2 protein-coding genes and 2 pseudogenes are annotated in these 4744 nt (G+C 48.8%); 3 read left to right on the top strand and 1 reads right to left on the bottom strand.

All coding sequences use genetic code 11. The features are described from left to right. A pseudogene (locus RSA72_RS13920) lies at positions 1-425 on the top strand (hydrolase or metal-binding protein); the annotation flags it as partial. A gap of 18 nt (positions 426-443) precedes the next feature. Here RSA72_RS13920 and RSA72_RS13915 read toward each other — a convergent pair. Further along, positions 444-818: a hypothetical protein gene (locus RSA72_RS13915; RefSeq protein WP_332624387.1), complete on the bottom strand. Its 375-nt coding sequence runs from the start codon at positions 816-818 to the stop codon at positions 444-446. 122 nt (positions 819-940) lie between these two features. Between RSA72_RS13915 and RSA72_RS13910 the strand changes: the two are divergent. Continuing rightward, positions 941-2690: pseudogene (locus RSA72_RS13910) on the top strand (ShlB/FhaC/HecB family hemolysin secretion/activation protein). A 68-nt stretch (positions 2691-2758) separates the two neighbouring features. Beyond that, on the top strand, positions 2759-4744 hold a 1986-nt coding region (locus RSA72_RS13905; RefSeq protein ID WP_332633370.1), incomplete at its 3' end, for a two-partner secretion domain-containing protein.

Here is a 4744-nt window from a genome sequence, read left to right as displayed (position 1 = left end):
GCACTCTGGCTGCGCGCCTCAGCTATTACCATGCGGCGTCGGATGGGCTGCTGTCCTGTCTGCCGCTGCAATTGATTTTAAGAGGCAAGTCCACCGTGCAAAGCTATCGGACTCCGGTGTATTACGTAGACTTGACGCTGCGTGACGGCATTAGCCTGCAGAACGCAATTATTTCAGCGAAGGAGATTGATCAGCAAAGTAAAGACGCAGGCTTTAATCAGGATGCTTTAGATCAGATGGCAAGGCAGAGTTATGATAATGCACAGTTTGATGTGGATGGAGAGGAGGAAGTGGAGATTGTTGAGGAGTTTTATTCAGGTTCTGAATCAGTTGAGGAGCAGAAAGCTGTGGGAGTCAAGCAAGCCGATGGATTTATTCAGGATATTCAGCAAGGATTGCAGAGAAGTGTGAGGGCGGAGAATTGAATAATAGGCCATCTAAACTTATTTGTTTAGATGGCCTATAGAGAAGTTTTTTATCATATTGTTTTTTAACATAAATATGATAAAGTTATTAATATTTAAAAAGAAGTTTTTATCGGTATCTTGTGCCTGCTTTCCAAAAGTGTACCGGCTGACATTGGTGGCAATAGTTGCAAGTTCATGTAGTTGATTAAGCACTCTCTTATGAGCTTGCGGAGAGTTTTTATTTGTTTTTGAAATGCAAAAAAATAATTGAATTTTAATATTTTTTGTCTTTTTTGGGTATTCAGTACCTTGAATGATAAAATTTCCATGTTCTAAAGAGATTTTACCTTTTGATTGGTAAATCCGTTTTTTTGATATGCGAATAAAAACATTTCGGGGCTGCAGTAGCATTATCACAATGCTAATCTGCTGCAGTCCTGCAATTTATCATGAAGGCAGTTTAAGTCATTTACAATATGTAATGATTTTGCAACAATTAAATATAATTAATGCTGTTGCTGCTTATAATTATCATGCCGATTCTAAAACCAAATAAAATCTCTCTAGCCATTTTTTTCACACTTTTGGGGGCGTCAGCTTACGCAGCGGATGCCGCGCAGCAAAGCGCAGCCATCAGCGCCGACCAGCAGATTCGGCAGCAGCAGCGCGCTGAAGCGCTTGAAAAAACACTTCAGCCTGAGTCAGCAGTGCATCTGGGTTTAGAGCAGAAGCTGCAGGCTGCGCCGCAATTCCAGTATTTAACCTCGCACAGTGAAAAGATCTGCTTTGACATTAAAAAATTCGTACTGACTGGCGATGATGCGCGCCAGTTTACTTTTGCAATGCGCTCAGTGACTCAGGGTGAGCATAATCTGATCGGCCGGTGCATTGGCGTGCAGGGATTGAATCAGGCGCTGGGCCTGATCCAGAATGACATCATCAGCCATGGCTATGTCACGACACGGATGCTTCTGCCACAGCAGAATATTGCATCCGGCATTATTCAGCTGCAGGTGATTGCAGGCAAAGTGGGGCAGGTTAAGTTTGCGGAAGGCGCGTCAAAGCGCGCGCATAAATTCAATGCTTTGCCTGTGAAGCCTGGCGACATTCTGAACATCCGCGGTATTGAGCAGGGGCTGGAAAATTTCAAGCGCGTGCCGACCGTTGAGGCTGACTTTAAAATTCAGCCTTCAGAGCAGCGGACTGAACCCGGCTACAGTGATCTGGAATTGGCCTGGCGGCAGTCCAAGCCTTACCGCATCCACTTAGGGGTGGATGATGCAGGTTCAGATTCGACTGGGAAATATCAAGGGACTGCGACACTATCACTCGACAATTTGTTAACCGCCAATGATCTGTTTTACGGAAGCTACAATCATGATTTGGGCGGCGGCGATTCAGGCCGGCGCGGGGCAGACGGCTATTACCTCAGCTACAGCATTCCGCTGCATTACTGGCTGTTCAGCAGCAGCTTCAGCCGGTCCAGCTACTATCAGACGGTTGCTGGCGCAAGCCAAAGCTATGAATACAGCGGCGACAGCAGGCTGATCAATGCTGAGCTGTCCCGCGTGATTTACCGCGATGCGCGCCGGAAAACAACGGCATCTGCCGGCGGCTGGATTCGGGAGTCGCAGAACTTCATTGAAGATGTAGAAGTGGAAGTGCAGCGCCGTAAAACCAGCAGGCTGGACGGCGGGCCTTGCGCATACCGAATATTTATCTAACGCGACTTTAAGCGGCGGCGTGACATACAGGCGCGGCACAGGCGCATTTTCCGCCCTGCGCGCACCGGAAGAGGATTTCGGCGAAGCTTACAGCCGTACCGGCATACTGCAGGCGAATGCCAGCCTGCAGGTGCCGTTTAACGCGGGTCAGCAGCGGCTGCAATATGCGGCTGAATGGCGCGCCCAATACAGTAAAAAGCCCTTAACCCCGCAAGACCGGTTTTCCATCGGCAGCCGCTATACCGTCCGGGGATTTGACGGCGAGCAGACGCTCATGGCAGACAGCGGCTTTTCAGTGCGCAATGAAATCAGCGGCTCAATGTTTAAGCTTCCGATGCAATGGTACACCGGCATTGATTACGGTGAAGTCGGCGGAAAAACCGCTTATGAGCCGAATCCATTGGCGGGCACCAGCCTGCTTGGGGCGGCGGCAGGCTTGCGCGGCCAAGTTTTAAAGTCGGTCAGCTATGACGTGTTTATCGGCGCGCCGCTGAAAAAGCCGGAGCACTTTAAAACGGACAGCGTCACGTCAGGATTCAGCCTGAACTGGATGTATTGATTCTAAGCACTGGCCGTATTGCGGCATGAATAAATTTAAAAGATATAAAAAAATTGGGGTAAGACATCATGAATAAGAACCGCTTCCGCGTGATCTATAGCCAGGCCCGCGGCATGTTTATTGCTGTGGCGGAAACTGTAAAAAGCAGAACGAAAACAGCGGGCCAGCCAAGCGCCGCGCAAGATCCGGATGATATACCTTCAAATGGGATGAACAGCTATAAAAAACTGAATCCATTGCATTTTGCGGTGATCAGCCTGCTCGGCTCAGTGATTTATACAGTGCCGCTGAACAGCATTGCCGATACTCAAATTATTGCGGATAGGTCGGCCCCCCATTCTCAGCAGCCGACAATCCTAAATACAGGCAATGGCCTGACCCAAGTCAATATCCAGACGCCAAGCGCCGGCGGCGTATCGCGCAATACCTATACGCAATTTGACGTCGGGCAGGAAGGCGCAATCCTCAACAACTCGCGGAATAATGCGCAAACCCAGCTTGGCGGCTGGGTGCAGGGCAACCCGTGGCTGGCCAAAGGCGAAGCCAAGGTTATTCTGAATGAAGTCAACAGCAGCAATCCAAGCCAGCTTAGAGGCTATCTGGAGGTTGCCGGCAAGTCTGCGCAAGTGGTGATCGCCAATCCGTCCGGCTTAGTCTGCGACGGCTGCGGGGTGATCAATGCAGGCCGCTTCACTTTAACCAGCGGCCAAGCGGTGATGAATCAGGGCTATCTGGAATCATTCCGTGTCCGTGAAGGACAGGTGACCATTGAAGGCAAAGGCTTGAACGGCAGCTTGACGCCTTATACGGATATTTACGCACGCGCGCTGAATATTAATGCAGGCGTGTATGCCAATGAGCTGAATACAGTGCTGGGTCAAAATGACATTCAAGTCAAAGATCAGGCTGTGCCTCAGGTAAGTATGGCTGTTTCAAATTTAAGCACAGCGGCCAATACGCCTAACTTTGCCTTGGATGTTGGGCAATTAGGCGGGATGTATGCCGGCAAGATTTTCCTTGTCGGTACTGAAAATGGCTTAGGGGTACGCAATGCCGGCTCAATCAATGCTGCGGCAGGCCAGCTGACTTTGAATGCCAATGGTGATTTGGTCAATACGGGTAATATTATTGCCAATAAGGATCAAATCCAGCTGCAAGCAAAAGATGTAAAAAATACGGGGAATATCAGCAGTGCAAGCGCTCAAGTCACTTTGCAAAGCCAGAATTTGGATAACTCTGGTTTAATCAGCAGTGCGGATGAGCTTCATTTAAAACAGTCTGGACAAAGCAAAAACTCCGGCAAGCTGAACGCTGCGCGCATTGCGCTGGAGGCCAATCAGCTGATCAACACAGGTGCTATTCAGCAGACGGGATCACAGGCATTGGATTTGCAGGCCGCTGAGGTCAGCAACAAAGCCGGTAAAATTGGCATAATGGCTGCTAGCGGAAGCGCTGGAGGAACAGGCACAGGAAATCCGGCAGCGCCTGATGCTGAGCCTCCTGTCAATCAAGCGCAGGACGGCGGCAGTTTGGGGGTTGCTGATACTTCCAGCTTGCCTGTGAAGACTTTCGAAAAGGGATTCATCCGCACGGCGCAAAGCTTAAATAATGACAGCGGTAAAATCGAAGCCAATGGCGGTGTTGATCTAAAGACGCAGTCAGGCCTGGATAATACCGGGGGCCAGCTGCAGCTGGGACAGCTGGAAGTTCGGGGCAATCAATTTATTAACCAATCCGGTCAACTCATTGTTGATCAAGCCAATATTCAAACACTCAGCATTAATAATGAAAAGGGCTCATTATTTGCCAATCAAGGCTTGGAGCTGAACAGTCAAATATTTAATAACAAAGACGGTAAGGTGCAGGCCCTGGGTGCTGTTTATATTCAAAACACGGGTGAGCTGAATAATCTGCAGGGGTTTATTGCAGCACAGCAATCCATTGACCTTAAAACAGGGCAGTTAAATAATACGCAAGGTACGCTATATTCTGAAAAAAATAATATAAAGATCCAAGCGCAAGATCACATTAATAATACTTCAGGCATTATTCAG

The sequence above is a fragment of the Acinetobacter sp. genome (genome assembly GCF_036659555.1).
Lineage (GTDB): Bacteria > Pseudomonadota > Gammaproteobacteria > Pseudomonadales > Moraxellaceae > Acinetobacter.
The sequence above is the reverse complement of the archived record's forward strand: the minus strand, read 5'-3'. Positions and strand labels throughout refer to the sequence as shown.